Source organism: Haemophilus parainfluenzae (assembly GCF_003252795.1).
Classification (GTDB): Bacteria; Pseudomonadota; Gammaproteobacteria; order Enterobacterales; family Pasteurellaceae; genus Haemophilus_D; species Haemophilus_D parainfluenzae_K.
Map to the genome: position 1 here is coordinate 15,934 of NZ_QEPQ01000006.1, position 21,334 is coordinate 37,267.

At 39.9% G+C, this 21,334-nt stretch carries 19 protein-coding genes and 2 pseudogenes; 10 read left to right on the forward strand and 11 right to left on the reverse strand.

Annotation, left to right across the window (positions count from 1 at the left end; genetic code table 11):
- Window positions 1–29: 29 nt before the first annotated feature.
- Window positions 30–983, reverse strand: a complete 954-nt coding sequence (tal, locus tag DPV81_RS08825) for a transaldolase (RefSeq protein ID WP_111387955.1) — start codon at window positions 981–983, stop codon at window positions 30–32.
- A gap of 291 nt (window positions 984–1,274) precedes the next feature.
- Between tal and DPV81_RS08830 the strand changes: the two genes are divergently transcribed.
- The 5 genes from DPV81_RS08830 (at window position 1,275) to oppF (ending at window position 6,822) form a co-directional block, all read left to right on the forward strand.
- A complete protein-coding gene (locus tag DPV81_RS08830) occupies window positions 1,275–2,900 on the forward strand; it encodes an ABC transporter substrate-binding protein (RefSeq protein WP_111387957.1) in 1,626 nt (541 codons plus the stop codon).
- A gap of 80 nt (window positions 2,901–2,980) precedes the next feature.
- Window positions 2,981–3,901 carry an oligopeptide ABC transporter permease OppB gene (oppB, locus tag DPV81_RS08835; RefSeq protein WP_005700169.1) on the forward strand — a complete coding sequence of 307 codons (921 nt, stop codon included), beginning with the start codon at window positions 2,981–2,983 and terminating at the stop codon, window positions 3,899–3,901.
- 9 nt (window positions 3,902–3,910) lie between these two features.
- Window positions 3,911–4,846, forward strand: coding sequence for an oligopeptide ABC transporter permease OppC (gene oppC / locus DPV81_RS08840; RefSeq protein WP_005700072.1), 936 nt, complete (start codon window positions 3,911–3,913; stop codon window positions 4,844–4,846).
- Between the two features lie 9 nt (window positions 4,847–4,855).
- Window positions 4,856–5,827: an ABC transporter ATP-binding protein gene (locus DPV81_RS08845; RefSeq protein WP_070868468.1), complete on the forward strand. Its 972-nt coding sequence runs from the start codon at window positions 4,856–4,858 to the stop codon at window positions 5,825–5,827.
- Window positions 5,824–6,822, forward strand: a complete 999-nt coding sequence (gene oppF, locus DPV81_RS08850; RefSeq protein WP_005700062.1) for a murein tripeptide/oligopeptide ABC transporter ATP binding protein OppF — start codon at window positions 5,824–5,826, stop codon at window positions 6,820–6,822. Before DPV81_RS08845 ends, oppF begins: the two co-directional genes overlap by 4 nt.
- Before the next feature lie 39 nt (window positions 6,823–6,861).
- On the opposite strand, the gene DPV81_RS08855 is transcribed toward oppF, so the two are convergent.
- Window positions 6,862–7,731, reverse strand: a complete 870-nt coding sequence (locus DPV81_RS08855) for a VirK/YbjX family protein (protein WP_111387959.1) — start codon at window positions 7,729–7,731, stop codon at window positions 6,862–6,864.
- 102 nt (window positions 7,732–7,833) lie between these two features.
- Between DPV81_RS08855 and yihA the strand changes: the two genes are divergently transcribed.
- Both yihA and DPV81_RS08865 read left to right on the forward strand, forming a co-directional pair.
- The gene (gene yihA, locus DPV81_RS08860) at window positions 7,834–8,448 is read left to right on the forward strand and encodes a ribosome biogenesis GTP-binding protein YihA/YsxC (RefSeq protein ID WP_111387961.1); all 615 of its coding nucleotides are present in this window, start codon (window positions 7,834–7,836) and stop codon (window positions 8,446–8,448) included.
- A gap of 129 nt (window positions 8,449–8,577) precedes the next feature.
- On the forward strand, window positions 8,578–10,107 hold the full coding sequence (locus DPV81_RS08865) for a YifB family Mg chelatase-like AAA ATPase (protein ID WP_111387963.1): 1,530 nt from the start codon (window positions 8,578–8,580) through the stop codon (window positions 10,105–10,107).
- A 43-nt stretch (window positions 10,108–10,150) separates the two neighbouring features.
- On the opposite strand, the gene nfuA is transcribed toward DPV81_RS08865, so the two are convergent.
- From nfuA to DPV81_RS08900, 7 genes are all read right to left on the reverse strand, one after another.
- Entirely contained in the window at window positions 10,151–10,735 is a 585-nt protein-coding gene (gene nfuA / locus DPV81_RS08870) for a Fe-S biogenesis protein NfuA (RefSeq protein WP_005694707.1), read from the reverse strand.
- A gap of 115 nt (window positions 10,736–10,850) precedes the next feature.
- A complete protein-coding gene (locus tag DPV81_RS08875; protein WP_111387965.1) occupies window positions 10,851–11,540 on the reverse strand; it encodes a ComF family protein in 690 nt (229 codons plus the stop codon).
- Between the two features lie 19 nt (window positions 11,541–11,559).
- Window positions 11,560–12,942, reverse strand: coding sequence for a type IV pilus secretin PilQ (gene pilQ, locus DPV81_RS08880; protein ID WP_111387967.1), 1,383 nt, complete (start codon window positions 12,940–12,942; stop codon window positions 11,560–11,562).
- 1 nt (window position 12,943) lies between these two features.
- Window positions 12,944–13,327: a pilus assembly protein PilP gene (locus DPV81_RS08885; RefSeq protein WP_111387969.1), complete on the reverse strand. Its 384-nt coding sequence runs from the start codon at window positions 13,325–13,327 to the stop codon at window positions 12,944–12,946.
- A complete protein-coding gene (locus DPV81_RS08890) occupies window positions 13,327–13,869 on the reverse strand; it encodes a competence protein ComC (protein WP_111387971.1) in 543 nt (180 codons plus the stop codon). The genes DPV81_RS08885 and DPV81_RS08890 overlap by 1 nt, the downstream gene beginning before the upstream one ends.
- On the reverse strand, window positions 13,866–14,381 hold the full coding sequence (locus DPV81_RS08895) for a PilN domain-containing protein (protein WP_232088003.1): 516 nt from the start codon (window positions 14,379–14,381) through the stop codon (window positions 13,866–13,868). The genes DPV81_RS08890 and DPV81_RS08895 overlap by 4 nt, the downstream gene beginning before the upstream one ends.
- Window positions 14,365–15,213, reverse strand: coding sequence for a competence protein ComA (locus DPV81_RS08900; protein WP_111387975.1), 849 nt, complete (start codon window positions 15,211–15,213; stop codon window positions 14,365–14,367). Before DPV81_RS08900 ends, DPV81_RS08895 begins: the two co-directional genes overlap by 17 nt.
- A gap of 99 nt (window positions 15,214–15,312) precedes the next feature.
- Between DPV81_RS08900 and DPV81_RS08905 the strand changes: the two are divergent.
- The 3 genes and pseudogenes from DPV81_RS08905 to DPV81_RS08910 all read left to right on the forward strand — a co-directional run.
- Window positions 15,313–17,163 (forward strand): annotated as a pseudogene (locus tag DPV81_RS08905) (penicillin-binding protein 1A); the annotation flags it as partial.
- 75 nt (window positions 17,164–17,238) lie between these two features.
- Window positions 17,239–17,931: pseudogene (locus DPV81_RS09560) on the forward strand (penicillin-binding protein 1A); the annotation flags it as partial.
- A gap of 66 nt (window positions 17,932–17,997) precedes the next feature.
- Complete coding sequence (locus tag DPV81_RS08910) at window positions 17,998–18,843, forward strand: 23S rRNA (adenine(2030)-N(6))-methyltransferase RlmJ (RefSeq protein WP_111387979.1); 846 nt, start codon at window positions 17,998–18,000, stop codon at window positions 18,841–18,843.
- A 35-nt stretch (window positions 18,844–18,878) separates the two neighbouring features.
- Here the strand turns inward: DPV81_RS08910 and psiE are convergent, their stop codons facing one another.
- Together psiE and rpoD are read right to left on the reverse strand one after the other, a co-directional pair.
- A complete protein-coding gene (psiE, locus tag DPV81_RS08915) occupies window positions 18,879–19,295 on the reverse strand; it encodes a phosphate-starvation-inducible protein PsiE (protein ID WP_111387981.1) in 417 nt (138 codons plus the stop codon).
- A 130-nt stretch (window positions 19,296–19,425) separates the two neighbouring features.
- Window positions 19,426–21,315 (reverse strand): RNA polymerase sigma factor RpoD, encoded by a 1,890-nt coding sequence (rpoD, locus tag DPV81_RS08920; protein ID WP_111387983.1) that lies wholly within the window; start codon window positions 21,313–21,315, stop codon window positions 19,426–19,428.
- Window positions 21,316–21,334: the final 19 nt, after the last annotated feature.

Below are 21,334 nucleotides of genomic sequence, written 5' to 3' on the forward strand. Positions count from 1 at the left end.
TTTCTAACCGCACTTTCATGTTTTTTAAATTAAAGTTTTGCTGAAAGCATTGCTTCTAATTTCTCTTGGTCAACTGCAAATTTGCGAATCCCCTCTGCTAATTTCTCAACAGCCATCGCATCGCTGTTATGTTGCCAGTAGAATTCTGCTTCAGTTAATGGTTGAGGTTTTGCTTTTACTTCACCTTTGTAGTCTAGTTTACGCACAAGTGCGGTTGAATTTTCTTGTAATTCTTTAAGTAAAGCAGGAGCAATAGTTAAACGGTCACAACCTGCTAATTCAATAATTTCACCGACATTACGGAAACTTGCGCCCATTACCACGGTTTTATAACCGTATTCTTTGTAGTAGTTATAAATTTTAGTTACAGAAATGACACCTGGATCTTCTGCTGGCGCATATTCTTTTTTATCAGTATTTGCTTTGTACCAGTCTAAGATACGACCGACGAATGGCGAAATTAAATAAACGCCTGCTTCAGCACAGGCACGTGCTTGCGCTTCGGAGAATAATAAGGTTAAGTTACAGTTAATGCCTTCTTTTTCAAGAATTTCAGCTGCACGAATACCTTGCCATGTTGAAGCAATTTTGATCAAGATACGATCATTTGAAATACCTGCCACATTATAAAGTGCGATAAGTTTACGTGCTTTTTCAACGGTTGCTTGAGTATCGTAAGAAAGACGTGCATCCACTTCAGTTGAAATACGTCCTGGGACAATTTTTAAAATTTCTAAACCGATGTTTACTGCTAATTTATCTTCAGCATCAATTAATTGTTGTGCTTTATCCGCACTTTGTGCTTTGGCGTAAGTAATCGCTTCATCAATTAATGGTGCATATTGTGGTAATGCTGAAGCACTTAAAATTAAAGATGGGTTTGTTGTTGCATCTTGTGGTTGGTATTTTTTAATTGCATCAATATCGCCCGTATCAGCCACGACGACGGTCATACTACGAAGTGAATCTAACTGAGTTGTCATTATATTCTCCTTGAATGGATTTGTTTGAATTCAACTGCCTTACGATAGCATAATTAGCTTTAAAAGGGTAATTCGTCCAGGAAAATATTTACGATAGGGAAAACCAATTCATTCTAGATTTACCCCTCATACCATCACTTTTAGCAATTTTTTCGTAATTTATTAGATACAAATCACAAAACGTTATTTTTCTTTAAATAATCACCTTACAAATCTTTACAAACATGAATTTTTGAGCTAATAAGAGAAGGACTCTTTATAAAAATATCGCCTAATGACAAGGAGGCTCAAATGCAACACAAACTACTTTTCTCTGCAATTGCTCTTGCTCTTTCCTATTCTGCGCAAGCCGTTATAGTACCTGAGGGAACGCAATTAGATGAAAAACAACATATCGTGATCAATAACGGGGCTGAACCACAAAGTTTTGACCCACAAAAAACTGAAGGTATACCTGAATCTACCGTTGCTTATCAATTACTTGAAGGCCTCGTTACCTCAGACTCCGAAGGTAAACTTCAACCGGGTGTGGCTGAAAGCTGGGAAAACACGCCGGATTTCAAAACGTGGACATTCCATTTACGTAAAGATGCCAAATGGTCAAATGGTGATCCTGTTACCGCGCACGATTTCGTGTTCGCTTGGCGCCGTTTAGTGGATCCTGCAACAGCCGCACCTTACGCAAGTTACTTAAGTTATTTACAAGTAGAAAATGCACAAGACATCATTGATGGTAAGAAAAAACCGGCTGAATTAGGTGTTGAAGCAAAAGATGATTACACCTTTGTGGTTCATGCAACCAATCCTGTGCCTTACGCAGTCAGTTTAACGACTCACCAATCCTTATTGCCATTACCGCAAAAAGTGGTCGAAAAATTTGGGGATGCATGGGTGAAAAAAGAAAATTACGTGGGTAATGGTGCCTATAAACTGGCGAACCACATTATTAATGAAAAAATCGAATTTGAACGTAACCCACTCTACTGGAACGATAAAGAGACTGTCATTAACAGTGCAACATTCCTTGCGATTGAAAACCCAAGTACTGATGTGGCGCGTTATCGTGCAGGCGATTTAGATATGACGAACTATGCCTTACCACCAGAACAGTTTGCTAAATTACAAAAAGAATTGCCTGGTGAAGTATTCACGACACGTACGCTTGCAACCTATTCTTATGAGTTAAACAACAAGAAAGCACCTTTTGATAACGTGAATGTTCGTAAAGCCTTGAACTTATCCCTTGACCGTAATGTGATCACCGATAAAGTTTTAGGTCAAGGTCAAACACCAACCTATGTATTTACGCCGACTTACATCGAAGAAGGTCAACTCATTCAACAACCTGCTTATTCAAAAGAACCAATGGCACAACGTAATGAAGAAGCCATTAAACTCTTAGAAGAAGCGGGTTACAGCAAAGCAAATCCGTTGAAATTCAGCATTCTTTACAACACCAATGAAAACCACAAAAAAGTGGCCATTGCTGCAGCATCTATGTGGAAAGCGAACACCAAAGGTTTAATTGATGTGAAATTAGAAAACCAAGAGTGGAAAACCTACCTTGATAGCCGTCGTGCAGGCCGTTACGATGCAGCACGTGCAGGATGGAATGCGGATTACAACCAAGCCACAACATTCGGCAACTATTTCTTATCTAATTCGAGTAACAATACCGCGAAATATGCGAACCCAGAATACGATAAAGCCATTGCTGAATCTTATGTTGCAACCGATGCGGAAGGACGTGCAAAAGCCTACGCAAAAGCCGAAGAAATTCTTGCAAAAGATTTCGGTATCGTGCCAATCTTTAACTATGTGAATCCACGCTTAGTGAAACCTTATGTAAAAGGCTATTCAGGCAAAGATCCACAAGATCACATTTACTTACGCAACCTTTATATTATTAAACATTAATTCGTTGCTCGTATTTAAGTGCGGTTAAAAATTATCGTGTTTTTTGACCGCACTTTTCGCCCATTTTGGTTGGAGTTATTATGCTCAAATTTATTTTTAAACGGCTGTTGGAAGCCTTACCAACGCTGTTTATTTTGATTACTTTTTCCTTCTTTCTGATGCGTCTCGCCCCTGGTAGCCCGTTCACATCGGAACGTGCTTATCCACCAGAAGTCATGGCAAATATCGAAGCGAAGTATCATTTAAATGAACCATTACATAAACAATATTTCCTTTATTTGGAAAATCTTTCCAAAGGCGATTTTGGTCCCTCTTTTAAATATAAAGATCAATCGGTCAATGATTTAATCGCATCAGCCTTCCCTGTTTCCTTAAAATTAGGGATGGTCGCCTTCGCCTTTGCAGTGGTATTAGGTGTCACAGCTGGTACGCTTGCCGCGCTCAATCAAAATAGCCGTTGGGATTATATTTTGATGAGTTTCTCAATGCTTGGCGTCATTATGCCAAGCTTCGTCTTCGCACCAGTCTTAGTGCTGATTTTTGCCATTTATTTGGGTTGGTTACCTGCAGGCGGTTGGAATGGCGGTTCAGCAATGTACATTATTTTACCTGTAGCCTCTTTAACCATTGCTTATGTTGCTGGGATTGCACGTATCATGCGTGGTTCCATGATTGAAGTGTTGCATTCCAACTTTATTCGTACTGCCAAAGCCAAAGGGCTCTCAACCTCAAGAATCATTTTAAAACATGCTTTACGTCCGGCTCTTTTACCTGTGATTACCTATTTAGGCCCTGCTTTTGTGGGGATTATTACCGGCTCAATGGTGATCGAAAGCGTATTTGGTTTACCTGGCATGGGGTTATTATTTGTAAACGGTGCATTAAACCGTGATTATTCTTTAGTTTTGAGTCTCACTATTTTAGTGGGCACATTAACCATTTTATTTAATGCGATTGTGGATATTTTATACGCCATCATCGATCCAAAAATTCGTTATTAAGGATAAATTATGACAGATTATCGTACTCAGCCGATTAATCAGAAAAATGCGGATTTTGTGGAACAAGTGGCCGACCGTATTGAAGAAATGCAACTGGAAGGCCGCAGCCTATGGCAAGATGCGAAACGCCGTTTTTTCCGTAACAAAGCTGCCGTTGCCAGTCTGATTATTTTAGCGTTTATTATTGTATTTATTACCGTAGCACCTTGGTTCTTCCCCTTTACCTATGAAGATACCGATTGGAATATGATGAGCTCCCCACCAACAATGGAAGGTTATCACTTCTTCGGTACGGATGCTTCTGGTCGAGACTTACTGGTACGTACCGCTATTGGTGGACGTATTTCATTATTGGTCGGAATCGCAGGGGCTTTTATTTCCGTCACTATCGGCACAATTTATGGTGCGATTTCTGGCTATGTAGGCGGTAAAACGGATATGTTGATGATGCGCTTTTTGGAAATTCTTAGCTCATTTCCATTTATGTTCTTCGTCATTTTATTAGTAACCCTTTTTGGCCAAAACATTTTCTTAATTTTTATCGCTATCGGGGCGATTGCTTGGCTTGGTCTTGCTCGTATCGTACGTGGTCAAACCCTTAGTTTGAAAAATAAAGAATTCGTCGAGGCCGCCATCGTTTGTGGCGTGCCACGTCGCCAAATCATTTTCAAACACATTATTCCAAATGTATTGGGCTTAGTAGCCGTTTATGCTTCACTTGAAGTACCAGGACTCATTCTATTCGAATCATTCTTAAGTTTCTTAGGCTTAGGAACACAAGAGCCAATGAGTAGTTGGGGCGCGCTATTAAGTGATGGTGCAGCGCAAATGGAAGTGTCGCCTTGGTTATTAATTTTCCCAGCATTTTTCCTTTGCCTTACCCTATTTTGTTTTAACTTTATCGGTGACGGGTTGCGTGATGCACTCGATCCGAAAGATAGATAGGAGCGAATCATGAATCCTTTATTAGATGTAAAAAATCTCTACGTTCGCTTCAAAACACCCGATGGTACCGTCACTGCGGTGAATGATTTAAACTTCACGCTTAATGCGGGAAGCACGCTCGGCATCGTGGGTGAAAGTGGTTCAGGCAAATCACAAACTGCCTTTGCTTTAATGGGCTTATTGGCGGCCAATGGTACAGTGGAAGGTTCCGCCATCTTTGAAGGTAAAGAATTGGTTAATTTACCGAAGGCTGAATTGAATAAAATCCGAGCCGAGCAAATTTCCATGATTTTCCAAGACCCGATGACCTCTCTCAACCCTTACATGAAAATCGGTGAACAACTCATGGAAGTCCTGCAATTGCACAAAGGTTATGATAAACAAACTGCCTTTGCTGAATCCGTGAAAATGTTGGATGCGGTCAAAATGCCGGAAGCTAAAAAACGCATGGGCATGTATCCACACGAGTTTTCAGGTGGTATGCGTCAACGGGTGATGATTGCGATGGCCTTATTATGTCGTCCAAAACTACTTATTGCCGATGAACCAACAACCGCTTTGGATGTAACCGTTCAAGCGCAAATCATGACTTTGTTAAATGAGTTAAAACGTGAGTTTAATACTGCGATTATTATGATTACCCATGATCTTGGTGTCGTGGCAGGTATCTGCGATCAAGTGATGGTAATGTATGCCGGACGAACCATGGAATACGGCACAGCAGAGCAAATTTTCTATCATCCAACTCATCCTTATTCTATTGGCTTAATGGATGCGATTCCTCGCTTAGATGGCAATGAAGAACACTTGGTCACCATTCCAGGCAATCCGCCGAATTTATTACATTTGCCAAAAGGTTGCCCATTCTCGCCCCGTTGCCAATTTGCAACAGAACAATGCCAAACTGCGCCAAAACTGACCGCATTTAATGAAGGTCAATTACGCAATTGTTGGTTACCCGTGGAGAAATTTACTCTATGACAGTTTCAAATAACAAAGAATTACTCCTTGAAGTCAATCACTTAGGCGTTAGTTTTAAAATTAAAAATGATAAATCCCTTTTCTTCGCCAAACCGCAAACCTTAAAAGCGGTAAAGGATGTATCCTTTAAGCTTTATGAAGGTGAAACCCTAGGTGTAGTAGGTGAATCGGGTTGTGGTAAATCCACGCTTGCACGTGCCATCATCGGCTTAGTCGAAGCGAGTGAAGGAGAGATCTTGTGGCTTGGTAAAAATTTACGAAAACAATCAGCTAAACAATGGAAAGATACTCGCAAAGATATCCAAATGATTTTCCAAGATCCACTCGCTTCTCTCAACCCGCGAATGAACATTGGCGAAATCATTGCCGAACCATTAAAGATCTACCAACCGCACTTAAGTGCCGCTGAAGTGAAAGAAAAAGTACAAGCGATGATGTTAAAAGTCGGGCTTTTACCAAACTTGATTAACCGCTATCCTCATGAATTTTCTGGTGGTCAATGTCAGCGTATCGGTATCGCTCGTGCGTTAATCATTGAGCCTAAAATGATCATTTGTGATGAGCCCGTTTCTGCGTTAGATGTGTCGATTCAGGCTCAAGTGGTAAATTTATTGAAATCCCTGCAAAAAGAAATGGGGCTTTCCCTAATTTTCATCGCCCATGATTTAGCGGTGGTAAAACATATTTCTGACCGCGTATTGGTGATGTATTTAGGCAATGCCATGGAATTAGGCAGCGATGAGGAAGTGTATAACAACACTAAACATCCTTATACCAAAGCCTTAATGTCTGCTGTTCCGATTCCCGATCCGAAATTGGAACGCAATAAATCCATTGAATTGCTTGAAGGCGAGTTGCCTTCGCCAATTAATCCGCCGTCTGGTTGCGTGTTCCGTACCCGCTGCCTAAAAGCTGATGAAAATTGCGCGAAACAAAAACCACCTTTCACCAGCCAAAACAACAGCCATTTTGTGGCTTGTTTGAAAGTCTTATAAAACAAAAAGTGCGGTCAATATTCACCGCACTTTTTACTTTTACAGTCCTAACTTATCTTCGATTACTTTAGCTAAATCATCTAGCATCGCATAGCGTTTGCGATACATAGAACGTTTCTTACTCGGTACCTCATCAAGATTTCTATCGATCTCTAAAGGTAATTCCCAATAGTCTTTCAACTGTCCACCTGATTCAGCAAAAATCGCATCATAATCTACAACATAATGTGAACTTTGAATAAAACGCGATTTATTTTGATATTTTTGTGGAATACCTAATAATGTTTTGAAACCTAATGCTTTCGTCAATGCTTTCATTGTTTCCACCATCAAATAAGCAGGGCGTAAACCATGACACGTTTTTGTGAGTTGCTTCACCATCTCTTTAGAACCTTCAAAATTGGGTCCCTGCACCACAGAAATAAGTAATGCCTCACCAAGTTTGGCAAAAGTAAGCAAATACACTAATTCATTACGTGGTTTATGCCATAATTCCAATACCCAATAGCCTTCCATCGGTTGGTGCGTGGTCATCGACAATGTCATTTCAAAATCAGGAATCACTTCACCAAAACTTAATGGCGTTTTATAAATGGGTTCTGAAAGGGCGGTCAATTTTTCAGGTAAAAAAAGTAGATTGTCACAAATAGCTTCGAAACGTTGTTTGCTATTAAAACGTTTATCTAAAAAACGATAAACTAATGGATAGCTATAATCTGCATGCTCATTTAATAATGTGACAAGAAAAGGATGCTGATTAATAAATTGCTCAAAATGAGCAATTGATCCTCGATGTAAAAAAGAACGAAGACGATAACGTAGGCGCTTAAGCGCATAAGAACGCCCTGGTCTATCGGGATAAACGGCTTCCGCTTTTGGCCAGTGATATTGATTTTCTTGAGATTCCATAGGTATTGGTATAATTAAAAGATTTAAAGTGTGCATTCTCTCATAATTTCAGCAATTTTTCTATTTGTGATATGCTAGGGTCAATTGATGAAAGGAACCATTATGTCTGAAATTAAACTGAATTATCATAAAGCACATTTTCTTACGAGTGCTCCCAATATTCGCTCCATTCCAGAAGATACAGGAATTGAAATTGCTTTTGCTGGACGCTCAAATGCCGGAAAATCAACCGCACTTAATGCATTAACCAATCAAAAAAGCTTAGCTCGAACCTCTAAAACACCAGGTCGAACACAGCTCATCAATCTTTTTGAGGTGGAGCCGAATTGTAAACTAGTGGATTTACCTGGCTATGGCTATGCTGCCGTTCCTGAGAAAATGAAAATTGAATGGCAAAAATCCCTCGGGGAATATTTGCAAAAACGCGAATGTTTAGGCGGACTTGTGGTTTTAATGGATATTCGTCACCCATTGAAAGATCTCGATCAACAAATGATCGAATGGGCAGTTTCTGCTGATTTACCCGTTATGTTACTTTTAACTAAAGCGGATAAACTCAGCCAAAGTGCACGTAGCAAACAAGTCAAAATGGTACGTGAAGCGATTTTACCCTTCCAAGGTGATATTCAAGTCGAAGCCTTTTCTGCACAAAATAAAATTGGCATTGATAAATTAGCGGCCAAACTAGATAGTTGGTTTGCACCACTTTTTTCGTAATTTTTGATAAAGAAAAAGTAATTTCTGCGATCAAGATCGCAAAAAAAGCATAGGATGTATGATTTCATTCTGTGCTTTTTTTATAGTGCGAAAATCTGATTATTTTCGACCGCACTTTAAGGAATCTGAATGTCTCTTGCTATTGTTTACAGCCGAGCCTCAATGGGCGTACAAGCCCCTCTTGTTACTATTGAGGTACACTTAAGTAACGGAAAGCCTGGATTTACCTTAGTAGGCCTCCCCGAAAAAACCGTAAAAGAAGCGCAAGATCGTGTCAGAAGTGCATTAATGAATGCGCAGTTCAAATATCCTGCCAAACGCATCACCGTAAATCTTGCACCGGCTGATTTACCCAAAGAAGGGGGACGATTTGATTTACCCATTGCGATAGGTATCTTGGCTGCATCAGATCAATTAGACGGTAGCCGTTTAAAACAATTTGAATTCGTTGGCGAGCTCGCCTTGACGGGGGAATTACGTGGCGTACACGGTGTCATTCCTGCCATTTTAGCGGCACAAAAAGCCAAACGTGCCCCCATTATCGCTTATCAAAATGCCAATGAAGCATCGCTTGTCTCAGAGCAAGAGACTTATTTCGCTAAAAATCTGCTAGAAGTCGTGCAATTCTTAAATAATCAAGAAAAATTACCTTTAGCTTCATTACTTGCACAAGAAAGTGCGATCGGATTTTCAACTAAAAATCACTTGGATTTGACCGATATTATTGGTCAGCAACATGCTAAACGAGCCCTAACAATAGCTGCTGCAGGCCAACACAACCTACTCTTTTTAGGGCCACCGGGGACGGGTAAAACCATGTTGGCAAGTCGTCTCACAGCATTGCTCCCTGAAATGACCGATTTAGAAGCGATTGAAACGGCTTCAATTACGAGCTTAGTACAAAATGAATTAAATTTTCATAACTGGAAACAACGACCATTCCGAGCACCACATCATAGTGCCTCATTACCAGCCTTAGTGGGTGGAGGAACCATTCCCAAACCAGGCGAAATATCGCTCGCACATAACGGCGTACTTTTTCTTGATGAATTGCCTGAGTTTGAGCGTAAAGTGCTTGATGCACTTCGCCAGCCATTAGAAAGTGGAGAAATTATTATTTCACGTGCCAATGCAAAAATACAGTTCCCCGCTCGCTTTCAACTCGTTGCGGCAATGAATCCAAGTCCAACCGGACATTATACCGGAACACATAACCGCACCTCACCACAACAAGTAATGCGTTATTTAAATCGCCTTTCAGGGCCATTTTTAGATCGTTTTGATTTATCTATTGAAGTCCCTCTTCTGCCACAAGGTAGCTTACAGAATACGGGGGATAGAGGCGAAACCAGCCAACAAGTACGAGAAAAAGTGTTAAAAGTGAGAGAAATTCAACTTGCTCGAGCCGGTAAAATCAATGCGTATCTTTCAAGCAAAGAAATTGAACGAGACTGTAAATTACAAGATAAAGATGCATTATTCCTTGAGAATGCACTGAATAAGCTAGGACTTTCGGTGAGAGCCTATCATCGGATTTTAAAAGTCTCACGTACAATTGCCGATTTGAATGGCGAAAAAGAGATACAACAACCTCATTTAGCAGAAGCGCTAGGATATCGAGCGATGGATCGGTTGTTACAGAAATTATCTGCTGCTTAAAAAATAAAAGAGCGAATGATTCGCCCTTTTTCGTATTCGATTCTTAATAATAAGAATGTTCACCACGTTGGTGTTCTGTTACGTCTCGTGCACCTTTTAATTCATTTGGGAAGAGCGAAACTAACTGTTTCTCTACCCCGTCTTTTAAGGTGACATCAACCATTGAACAACCGTTACAGCCACCACCGAATTGTAGAACCGCATAACCGTCATCGGTAATTTCAATTAATGTGATTTTACCGCCATGGCTGGCTAATTGTGGGTTAATTTGTGTTTGGATCACGTACTCTACGCGCTCAATTAAAGGCGCATCATCTGCAACTTTACGCATTTTAGCGTTAGGTGCTTTTAAAGTCAGTTGAGCGCCAAGCTCTTCGGTTACATAATCAATTTCCGCGTCTTCTAAAAACGGCAAACTGATTTCATCTACAAACGCTGAAAAAGTATCGTATTTCATTTCGGTATCAGTCGCTTCAACTGAGTTTGGCGGGCAATAAGACACGCCACATTCTGCCCCAGGAGTACCAGGATTCACGACAAAAATACGAATATTTGTACCTTCTTCTTGTGTATCTAAAAGTTTCCGAAAATGTGCTTGTGCAGCATCTGAAATAAAAATTTGTTCCATAAATAAAGTCCTAATACTTGATGCAATATATCGGGAATGATACTCCTATACGGCAATTTTTTCTACATTTATTCCTATTTTTATAGATATAGGTAAATCCTATCTTTACCAGAATTTAAGCTCGAGCTAAGCCCCATACTTGAATTTCTTTTACACCTAATTTTCGAAGTTGTTTGGTTATCTCTGCCAACGTTGAACCTGTTGTAATCACATCATCCACCAAAGCAACGCGTTCATAAGGAAAAGGCTTTTTGGTATTCACTGCAAAAGCATTTTTAAGATTATGTCGTCGATCTTTCGCCGTTAAACCTCGCTGAGTATGGGTATGTTTAATCCGTTTCACCACATGATGACAGTTAGGCACATCACACCAGCGACTTAACCAATTAGCTAATAAATCAGCTTGGTTGTAGCCCCGTTGCCATTGTCGAAAATGATATAACGGTACTGGAATAATCGCCTGTGGCAGAGAGAGCCCATGCGTTCGTCTCGCCTCTCGAACCGCAAGATAAAGTAAATGAGATAAACTCCGATCTAACCAAAACTGTTTTTGGAATTTAAAACGATGAATAAGTGAAGAAAGCGGTTCGAGGTAATGCCCAATGATCACAATGCGATCCCAAGCAGGTTCATTTTTCAAACAATGTCCACAGCCCATTGCATAATGCTGCAAGGGTGAACCACATCGCCCACAATAAGGGAAAGTTTTAATCTGCTTCTGACATCGACTACACAATCCATTTCGACCTAGATGAATAGATCGCTTGCAATGCACACAACTAAACTGAAAAAAATGGGAAAACATAAGAGAAATTGACCGCACTTTATTTTTTCACTTTTTCAACTTGCTTAAAATGCTTTTCTTTCTTAGCCATCTCCATTCTTTCACCTTGTTTCAAAATATGAGGGGTCACAAAAATGACGAGTTCTCGCTTTTGATGTCGTTCACTTTCCTTACTAAATAAGCGCTTAATACCAGGAATATCGCCCAATAATGGTACTTTATCGACACCTTTCGTGATCGTATCGTGGAATACACCACCCAATACAATTGTTTCCCCATCTTTGGCAAAAACTTGCGTGTTAATTTCTTGTTTATCAATGGACACCACTTCATTTTGCCCGTAAGCCACGCGATTTCCCGGGGAATTTTGACTCACTAATAAATCCAATAAAATATTATTATTCTTCGAAATATGCGGTGTCACTTCTAATCCCAACACCGCCTCTCTAAATTCCACTGATTGGGTGTCATTTTTCCCATTCGTCACCACATAAGGAATTTCTGTCCCTTGTTTAATGCTTGCGCTTTTCTTATTGGTTGTGAGTAAGCGAGGGCTTGCAATAATTTCTACGTTATTTTCACGTTCAAGTGCGGTCAATTCTAGGTCTAATAATCGACCATTAATTTTAGCTACTTGAAGAGCTAATGAGCCAGCTGGCGTGACGGTTGTCGCAAAATTCACATTTAAATTATTACTGATATTACTAAATCCATTCGCATCTAAACTGCCACTCACTCGATGGGCTGCCTCAGTAGGATTAAAAATGCCCCAACGCACACCTAATTCTTTTAGGCTTTCATCAGTAATCGTCACAATACGTGCTTCAATCACGATTTGCTCAATGGGTTTATCCAACTCTGCGATTAACTTTTTGATATTTTTGACAGAACGTGCATCATCCTGAATCAGTAATACATTGCTTCGGTCATCAAAGGTAATCGTGCCGCTAGGTGAAAGCAAAGAACCACTACCAGTTGTTAAAGATTTCATCACATCAGAGGCCTTGGCAAAATGAAGTTTAACCGTTGTACTCACCAGTGGTGTTTCGCTAGGCAAACTTTCTCCGCTAATCGCCATAGGTTCTGTCATTTTCTCTGCATATTGTTCATGTTGAGAAGGCTTACCCAGATAATAAATATTATTTTCTTGATAAAAAGAGAACCCTTTGATTTTTGCCACGGAACGTAATAAGCGATCAAAATCTACGTTATCTAATTGCAATGAAAGTTTTCCTTCTAGCTCATCATCAATCATTAAATTAGCATTTTGCTCAAGAGCAAGTTGCTGGAGAGTTGCTACCATTGGCGCCTGTTTTAACCGAAGTGAAAAGACGCGATTTTCTGCCGCTGAGTAAGTTGTCCATAGGATCAAAAAACACATTAAAAACTGACCGCACTTTGTTTTTATTTTCTGGTTTAGCATTTTAGAATCTCATCATGATTGAGGTTGTTTGTTCACATTGCCCCGCTTTATAAGCTTGAAACGTCACGCTATTTTTAGTCACTTTTTCAATTAAATAGCCTTCCTTTCCAATTCTCTGCCCTACTTGAGCAGACAGAATATGCCCATCATCATTAAATAATACTTCTGCCTGTTTACCATATTGTACAACGCCCACAATATGTAGCTGAGCCAATAGGCGTTCCTCCGCCAGTCTCGGCTCCGAATACACGCAAGCCGACACCGGCGGTAGGGTGAGCCCCTCTTTTGGATATTCGGTTTGTTCTCTTTGTTTACGATCAAAAGGATCTTTCGAAAATACTGATACAGAAAAAAACGCTATCAAGATTAAAAAGAGCTTTTTCATTACTTGTCCTTATTCAGTTGGAAAATTAACTCGCATGTAATAGAGGCATTTTCCTCTTCATCTAATTTCTCAATATTTAATTGCGTTAAAGAAAGTGTAGGAACATCGTTTAAAAGTGCGGTCAAAAATTGCTGTAAATCGACAAAATAGCCTTGTAACGACAAATGCAACAAAGTATGTTGAGAAAAATCCCAACGCAAATCCAACGCTCGAAGTCGCCCATTTAACAATGCCTGAACATGCTGATTGATCGGCAACACAGAATTAGCCAATTCTGGAGAAAGTTGTCGGCTGTCTGACTTTTGTCTTAAGGTTCGTAAAATCTTTTCCTGTTTCTCCCATTCTTGTTGTTGCAAACTCAATTCTGCATCAAGTCGATGCAGTTCATCGCTATTTTCAATGTAACGAAAAACAGGTAAAAAGATGACCGCACCTAGTGCGCTCAACCAAAAGATAGCATGGACCATTTGAGGTAATCGAAACCATTTTCCCAACCAACCTTGTGCACTTTTTTGAGCGATCTCATTGATAAAGTTCCTCATTGCACAGGCTCCGATAAATGAATATCAAACTGAAAGAGTAACTGTTGTTGCACTGGTTGAAACTTGGTTAAATTAACCTCGGTAAAATGGCGTTTAAGAAATTGATGTATTGCTTCAAATTCTTGTTGATTTTCCGTCATGCCTGAAAGGACAACTTGCTTAGCATTGAGCGTAAATACATCTAACTCACCTTGTTGTAATGGTAACTCAGTTAATAAGTTAAGCATCCGATACACATATTCTGTATCCATCTCTGTCAGCTCATTCATTTCTTTCAGGTTACTCTGTAGTTGCTGAACTTGAATGCGTTTCTGATGGACTTGATTGGTAATTTGTGTGAGTTTTTCTTTTGTCTGGCTTAGGGCTTGCCCTTGTTGTTCATTGAGTTGGTTCAATCCAACAACAATCAAAACTGAGCAAGCTAGCCAAATTAAACCTTGCCACATAAAGCGCCGAAAAGCCTTTTGATGTTGTTCTACGCGCCAAGGCAATAAATTAAGGCTTAACATCATCACTCTCCCAATTAATTAGAGGCAAAAGTACGGGGGTTTTTGAGGATAAATCTACTAGCTTTAAATCGGTTTGCCACAGCGCATTACCTAAAGCGATGAAAGGAAGATCTGTTTCGATACGCTGCCAATCCTGAGGCAGTAATTCGATTGGGAGTGAATCTAATATATCGGGCGTTTGATACACATAAATCTGTTCAATTGTTTCAGGAAAACGCTGAATAAATTGTTGATAAAGCTCAGATAAATCACGTTGAGATTGCAAGACTTGTCGTTGTTGTAAGCGTTCACAAACGGCGAGACAACCTTGTTGATCTTGATATAAAAACAAGGCGTTCGTCGGCTCTTGCCCTAAAATGACATAAAATGCGCGTAAAATACTGTGATTCAGTAAATCAAGTGCGGTCAATTTTAGCGGCAAATATTTTGCTAATTCTGCATTGGCACTTTCTTGTCGAATCGCCGTGATATCTAAACGAAAACCTTGTTTTAATGGCGTGGTCAAATAATCAAACCATAATTCATCCAAAGGAATCGGTAATTCTTTTTGCAAAATGAAACGGCATTGTTGTTCACACTCCTGAGCATTGAGTGTTTGCGGTAAAATAAGCGTTTTAGACCAAGTTAAATGGGGTGAAATGGCGCCGATAAAACAACATTGGTTAGTTTTTTGTGGTAAATAAGGCAATAACTGGGAAAAAATGTCCTTTTGTTGTCCATTCAAGCAAATAGATTGAACTTTGTGGAATTCATCTAGCCAAACAAAATAGAGGTTATCTTGTTGTTTACTCACACCAATTTGTTGTTTTCGCTGCTTTCTATGAGCAATTCCCATATTCTTTCCTATTCTTTAAGGGATTAATCTTTTATACTTAGCAGCCAAGATCATAATTTTGATTTTTTGAATATTCATTAAACCAGAGAGAATTTTACGATGCGGATCGCAAAATTAATATTAAGTACCCTATTTACGATATGTATACTGGGGTTAGTCGCCGGTGGTGTACTGTATTTTCACTTAAAATCCTCCTTACCATCGGTTGAGAGCCTAAAAACCGTTGAGTTGCAACAACCAATGCAAATCTATACGGCTGATGGCAAATTAATCGGTGAAGTCGGTGAACAACGCCGTATTCCAGTGAAATTAGAAAATGTGCCTCAGCGCCTGCAAGATGCCTTCTTAGCAACAGAAGATAGCCGTTTTTATGAACATCATGGCTTAGATCCTGTTGGTATTGCTCGTGCGATTTTTGTTGCCGTCAACAATGGTGGAGCATCTCAAGGGGCAAGTACTATTACGCAACAGCTTGCGCGTAACTTCTTCTTAACGCCAGAAAAAACCATTATTCGTAAAGCTCGCGAAGCGGTATTGGCCATTGAAATTGAAAATGCCTTAAGCAAACAAGAAATTTTAGAACTCTATTTAAATAAAATTTTCTTAGGGTATCGTTCTTATGGCGTCGCGGCTGCCGCACAAACCTACTTTGGTAAAAACTTAGATGAATTAACGCTTTCTGAAATGGCCGTCATTGCGGGCTTACCAAAAGCGCCTTCTACCATGAATCCACTCTATTCTCCAAAACGTGCGGAAGAACGTCGAAATGTGGTTTTAAGTCGAATGCTTGATGAGAATAAAATCACCAAAGCAGAATATGATGCAGCGATTAAAGAGCCAATCGTCGCAAGCTATCACGGTGCTAAATTTGAGTTCCGTGCAGACTATGTGACTGAAATGGTTCGTCAAGAAATGGTAAAACGTTTTGGTGAAGAAGATGCTTATACCAAAGGTTATAAAGTCTTCACGACTGTACTTTCAAAAGATCAAGCGGAAGCACAAAAAGCAGTTCGTAATAACCTGATTGATTATGATATGCGTCATGGCTGGCGTGGCGGTGCACCGCTTTGGAAAAAAGGTGAAGCCCCATGGGATAATGAGCGTATTGTCGCTTTCTTGAAAAAATTACCTGATTCAGAACCGTTCATTCCTGCAGCGGTAACTGCATTGGGTAAAAATGGTGCGGAATTACTTTTAGCTAACAATGAAACGATGACGCTGTCTTCAAACGCAATGCGTTGGGCAGGTAAATCACCCGTTAAAGTGGGCGAACAGATTTGGATTCGTAAACGTGATAACGGTGAATGGATTTTAGGTCAAATTCCTGCAGCTAACTCTGCATTAGTTTCATTAAACTCGGATAATGGTGCAATTGAAGCCATGGTGGGTGGCTTTAGTTACGAACAAAGTAAATTTAACCGTGCAACCCAATCTTTAGTGCAAGTCGGTTCTTCAATTAAACCATTTATCTATGCCGCTGCGTTAGAAAAAGGTTTAACGCTTTCAAGCGTATTGCAAGACAGTCCTATCTCTATCCAAAAACCAGGACAACCTTTGTGGCAACCGAAAAACTCACCTGATCGTTATGACGGTCCGATGCGTTTACGTGTAGGTTTAGGTCAATCTAAAAACATGATTGCCATCCGTGCACTACAAACTGCAGGTGTTGGCTTTACTGCGGACTTCTTACAACGTTTTGGATTCAAACGTGACCAATATTTTGCCAGTGAAGCGCTTGCATTAGGTGCTGCATCCTTCACGCCATTGGAAATGGCGCGTGCTTACGCGGTATTTGATAACGGTGGTTTCTTAATTGATCCTTATCTTATCGAAAAAATTCAAGATAATACCGGTAAAGATTTATTTATTGCGAACCCGAAAATTGCTTGTATTACCTGTAATGACATTCCTGTGATTTATGGTGAAACCAAAGATAAAATTGATGGCTTTAAAGATGTCGCAGAAGTGGCTAACCCTGATAACCTAAAATCCGCTAAAGGTAATAGTAACACCGATACAGATGAAGGTGAGGGCGATCAGCAACCTGAGAATGTACCTGACTTGCCAGAACTTCAAACATCCGCATTAAATGACGGTTCTGTTGATTTAATGGCGGATGCGAAAGACGGTGCAGCAAAACAAGAATACGCACCTCGTGTGATTAGCGGTGAGTTAGCCTTCTTAATTCGTAGTGCATTAAATACGGCGATTTATGGTGAGCAAGGGCTTAGTTGGAAAGGTACCAGCTGGCGTATTGCTCAAAGCATTAAACGTAGTGATATCGGTGGTAAAACCGGTACCACTAATAGTGCGAAAGTGGCTTGGTACGCAGGGTTTGGTGCAAACTTAGTGACAACAACCTATGTTGGTTTCGATGATAACAAACGCGTATTAGGTAAAGGCGAAGCGGGGGCAAAAACCGCAATGCCGGCGTGGGTCGCTTATATGAAAGCTGCACTTTCTGATGTACCTGAACGTCAACTTGAGCTTCCACCAAACATCATGGAAAAAACCATTGATAGTAACTCTGGTTTACTTTCTGAAGGTGGTGGACGTAAAGAATACTTTATCGTTGGTACCGAACCTAAACGTACTTACATTGCGGAAATGAAAGAGCGCGGTTATTATGTCCCACCAGAGTTACAACAACGCCTAAATGGTGGAACAGGTAAAACCAAAGACGCAATTCCTGCAACACAACCAGAAGAATTATTCTAACCCTGATTTAAATACTAAAAGTGCGGTTAATTTTGACCGCACTTTTTTACGTCAAAAGGACAAACCATGTTAAGTTATCGCCACAGTTTCCACGCTGGCAACCATGCTGATGTGTTAAAGCATATTGTATTAATGTTGATATTGGAAAATCTTTCGCTTAAAGAAAAAGGCTTCTACTATCTCGACACACACTCTGGTGTTGGTCGTTATCGCTTAAGTTCTAACGAATCAGAAAAAACCGGAGAATACAAAGAGGGAATAGGGAGACTTTGGGAAAGAACAGATTTACCCGAAGAGGTTGCTCGCTACGTAGATCTCATTAAAAAGCTCAATTATGGTGGTAAAGAATTACGTTATTACGCAGGATCTCCAATGATTGCCGCACAACTATTACGTCCTCAAGATCGTGCATTACTGACAGAATTACACCCTAGCGATTTTCCATTATTACGCAATAACTTTAAAGAGTTTAAGAATATCACGACAAAATCAGAAAATGGTTTCCAACAACTCAAAGCGACACTTCCACCAAAAGAACGTCGCGGTTTAGTGCTTATTGATCCGCCTTATGAATTAAAAGAGGATTATGATTTGGTGGTGAAAGCGATCGAAGAAGGTTATAAACGCTTTGCGACAGGCACTTATGCGATTTGGTATCCAGTGGTTCTACGCCAACAAACAAAACGCATTTTTAAAGGATTAGAGGCAACGGGAATTCGTAAAATTTTGAAAATTGAATTGGCTGTTCGCCCTGATAGCGATCAACGTGGTATGACCGCAAGTGGAATGATTGTGATTAATCCACCTTGGCAATTAGAGCAACAAATGAAGTCTATTTTGCCTTATTTAACCCAAACGCTCGTCCCTGAAGGCACGGGAAGTTGGACAGTGGAATGGATTGTACCGGAATAATCCATTCCAAAACCGCGGTCAAAATGACCGCACTTTTAAATTTTAATTTTATTGGAATACAACACTAAACAAAGTGCAATAACCATAATTAAAATCGCGCCTGCGAATAAGATAGTATCAACTGAGCTCTCATGATTCACAATAATCAGACGCAACATGGCGGTAATCCCCGCGTAAATAAAATAACGCAAAGGAAAGTGATAACCGCTTTTAAAATATTGCACGATTAGGCCAATAAAACCGAAATATAAGAAAAACATCACGGCTTGTTCAGCAACATCATAAGGCACTACGCTTGATGTATTGAACACCATAATTGCTAAGGTATAGGTGATTTTAGCTAAAGCAATAATCAACACTAAAGCCAAAGCAATAAGTGAAAAACTTAATATCACTTTTAATATACCAGTCACTACGCGGGGCAGTTTTTCGAGTTCTTGAGATTCTTCCATAAAGTTCCTTGTTTTTTTAAATGATGAAAGCGCGTATTTTAAGGGAATGTTTTTTTTTGGTAAATAGTAAAATGTAATCAAATAAAAAGGGCAGATATTTCTGCCCTTTATTTTTTACATGAATGAATAATTACTCATCTAAGAAACTTCTTAAGGTTTCAGAACGACTTGGATGACGTAATTTACGCAATGCTTTCGCTTCAATCTGACGAATACGCTCACGGGTTACATCAAATTGTTTACCCACTTCTTCAAGCGTGTGGTCGGTATTCATATCAATACCAAAACGCATACGTAATACTTTCGCTTCACGAGGGGTTAACCCTTCTAGCACTTCATGAGTTGCCACTTTCAAGCTTTGTGCAGTGGCAGAATCTAATGGCAATTCAAGAGTTGAATCCTCGATGAAGTCACCTAAATGTGAATCATCGTCATCACCGATTGGCGTTTCCATTGAAATTGGCTCTTTCGCAATTTTAAGCACTTTACGAATTTTATCTTCTGGCATTCCCATACGCTCAGCAAGCTCTTCCGGCGTCGCTTCACGTCCCATTTCTTGTAACATTTGACGAGAAATACGATTTAATTTGTTAATCGTTTCAATCATATGAACCGGAATACGAATTGTACGTGCTTGGTCTGCAATTGAACGCGTGATTGCCTGACGAATCCACCAAGTTGCATAGGTTGAGAATTTATAACCACGACGGTATTCAAATTTATCTACCGCTTTCATCAAACCAATATTCCCTTCTTGAATTAAATCCAAGAATTGTAAACCACGGTTGGTATATTTTTTCGCAATAGAAATGACCAAACGTAAGTTAGCTTCAACCATTTCTTTTTTCGCACGACGAGCTTTTTGCTCACCACGAGATACCGCATCGCAAATTTCACGCATTTGTTGAATGGTGAGATTAGTATGCTGTTCAATATTCGCTAAGTTATCTAAAGATAAACGGATACGCTCTTCATATTTTGGTAAACGTTTTGCCCAAGCTTTCGTTGATTTTAATGCTTTTGCTACCCATGCATCACTGCTGCCATTCGCAATAATAAGCGCCTCAAATTCATCTTTTGGCATACCTGCAATATCAACTAATACTTTTTGTAGTTGACGCTCTTCTGCACGTACACGTTTCATCATATTCTTCATTGATAAAACAAGTACATCAAATTGTTTTGGCACTAAACGAAATTGTTTAAAAATATCGGCGAGTTGAGCAATTTGATCTTTTGCACGTTTACCACTACGACCATGTTTTGCAATGGTTGCCAATGTTTTAGTATGTTGCTCTCTTAATGCTACAAATCTTTCACGCGCTACTTCAGGATCGATGCTGTTATCTGAATCGCTGTCATCAGAACTTGAGCTGTTATCGCTTTCATCTTCCTCATCGTTCTCATCATCAACGTCTGCAGCAGATTCGGCACTTTCATCTTCATCAGCAAAATTTTCATCAATGTTTGCAGTTTCCTCTTCAGGAACATTGGGATCCACAAAGCCTGTGATTAAATCAGCCAAACGATAATTGCCTGCTTCAACTTGGTCATAATTATCTAATAATTCAGTTAACGCTTCTGGGTATGCCGCAATTGCTGTTTGGACTTCATCAATCCCTTCCTCAATACGTTTTGCAATGCTGATTTCATCTTCACGGGTTAGAAGATCAACGGTACCCATTTCACGCATATACATACGCACAGGATCGGTTGTACGGCCGATTTCAGATTCCACATTTGACAAAATCTGTGTTGCTTCTTCCACTGCATCTTCATCCGGAATCGTGTCATTCAACATCATTTCGTCACTTTCCGGTACTTCATCAAGAACCGGAATGCCCGCATCATGCTGTAAAGTCTGCAACAACTTATCGTAATATTCCGGATCGATCACATCTTCCGGAAGTAAGTCATTAATCTCCGCATAGGTTAAATAACCTTGCGTACGACCCAATTCCATAAGCTGTTCAATTTGTTCTGAATATTGCTCTGCGGTAGATTGTTGATTTTGTTCCATTTTTATTCCCGTTTTGCGT

Coding starts and splice junctions, on each gene's coding strand:
- tal (WP_111387955.1), bottom strand. CDS start 983: ATGACAACTCAGTTAGATTCACTTCGTAGTATGACCGTCGTCGTGGCT.
- DPV81_RS08830 (WP_111387957.1), top strand. CDS start 1,275: ATGCAACACAAACTACTTTTCTCTGCAATTGCTCTTGCTCTTTCCTAT.
- oppB (WP_005700169.1), top strand. CDS start 2,981: ATGCTCAAATTTATTTTTAAACGGCTGTTGGAAGCCTTACCAACGCTG.
- oppC (WP_005700072.1), top strand. CDS start 3,911: ATGACAGATTATCGTACTCAGCCGATTAATCAGAAAAATGCGGATTTT.
- DPV81_RS08845 (WP_070868468.1), top strand. CDS start 4,856: ATGAATCCTTTATTAGATGTAAAAAATCTCTACGTTCGCTTCAAAACA.
- oppF (WP_005700062.1), top strand. CDS start 5,824: ATGACAGTTTCAAATAACAAAGAATTACTCCTTGAAGTCAATCACTTA.
- DPV81_RS08855 (WP_111387959.1), bottom strand. CDS start 7,731: ATGGAATCTCAAGAAAATCAATATCACTGGCCAAAAGCGGAAGCCGTT.
- yihA (WP_111387961.1), top strand. CDS start 7,834: ATGTCTGAAATTAAACTGAATTATCATAAAGCACATTTTCTTACGAGT.
- DPV81_RS08865 (WP_111387963.1), top strand. CDS start 8,578: ATGTCTCTTGCTATTGTTTACAGCCGAGCCTCAATGGGCGTACAAGCC.
- nfuA (WP_005694707.1), bottom strand. CDS start 10,735: ATGGAACAAATTTTTATTTCAGATGCTGCACAAGCACATTTTCGGAAA.
- DPV81_RS08875 (WP_111387965.1), bottom strand. CDS start 11,540: ATGTTTTCCCATTTTTTTCAGTTTAGTTGTGTGCATTGCAAGCGATCT.
- pilQ (WP_111387967.1), bottom strand. CDS start 12,942: ATGCTAAACCAGAAAATAAAAACAAAGTGCGGTCAGTTTTTAATGTGT.
- DPV81_RS08885 (WP_111387969.1), bottom strand. CDS start 13,327: ATGAAAAAGCTCTTTTTAATCTTGATAGCGTTTTTTTCTGTATCAGTA.
- DPV81_RS08890 (WP_111387971.1), bottom strand. CDS start 13,869: ATGAGGAACTTTATCAATGAGATCGCTCAAAAAAGTGCACAAGGTTGG.
- DPV81_RS08895 (WP_232088003.1), bottom strand. CDS start 14,381: ATGATGTTAAGCCTTAATTTATTGCCTTGGCGCGTAGAACAACATCAA.
- DPV81_RS08900 (WP_111387975.1), bottom strand. CDS start 15,213: ATGGGAATTGCTCATAGAAAGCAGCGAAAACAACAAATTGGTGTGAGT.
- DPV81_RS08910 (WP_111387979.1), top strand. CDS start 17,998: ATGTTAAGTTATCGCCACAGTTTCCACGCTGGCAACCATGCTGATGTG.
- psiE (WP_111387981.1), bottom strand. CDS start 19,295: ATGGAAGAATCTCAAGAACTCGAAAAACTGCCCCGCGTAGTGACTGGT.
- rpoD (WP_111387983.1), bottom strand. CDS start 21,315: ATGGAACAAAATCAACAATCTACCGCAGAGCAATATTCAGAACAAATT.